Consider the following 692-nt stretch of genomic DNA (forward strand, 5'->3'; position numbering starts at 1 on the left):
GATTTTTTTAGACATAATTATTGTTACTTAAATAGGCGTTGATTTATTTTTCCCCTAAATCGGAAAGATGGTCTAACTCTCGATTCAGAAGGTCGTTATTGCCTACATTCAATTCGATAAATCGTTTTAATTGGCTAATGCTTTCAATGCCGATGTTGGTGATCTTGAGCCGTATTTGGTCTTGAGTGACGTCTACGATCTGTGCCGTTAACGTAATCTCTTGTTCAGACTGGTGGAACGAGAAACCGACATCAACCAAAAGTGCAGGATTCAATGTATCCAAGCCTTCGGCTTGTAAGAGCAAACCATGTAAGGAAAGATCTTGAATCGTAGCGTTAAGTCTCAAATCACGTTGTTCTAACTGAGCTGGAGCTTGGTAGATGATGCGTGAAAAGCGTCTTTTCTCCGTCATATTGCGCTCTCTAAGGCATTTAAACAGATTGAATAGTATATCAAGAAGAACAAAAAGTGTTCGAATGTTGTTTAAAAACTGTCGGAAACGCTACAGAGTTACGTAAGTACATGGTCATGTTTTTCACTGACCCAATGACTCTCAAATCATCAAATACCTTAATAACGCCAATCAAAATGGCCCAGAAAGGCGCTTTTAACTGGCTGGGGTATACGACAAAGGCCGCTATGATAGCGGCCTTTGTATAAATTACCAACAGACTTTCCAGAAAGCGTAAGTT

Annotated in this window: 1 protein-coding gene; it reads right to left on the reverse strand. The window is 39.6% G+C overall.

From position 1 onward, the window contains the following. Positions 1-43 precede the first annotated feature (43 nt). Positions 44-412 carry a PilZ domain-containing protein gene (locus R7E78_RS26840; protein WP_318058701.1) on the reverse strand — a complete coding sequence of 123 codons (369 nt, stop codon included), beginning with the start codon at positions 410-412 and terminating at the stop codon, positions 44-46. Between the last annotated feature and the right edge of the window lie 280 nt (positions 413-692).

It is taken from the genome of Vibrio sp. YT-19(2023) (assembly GCF_033337395.1).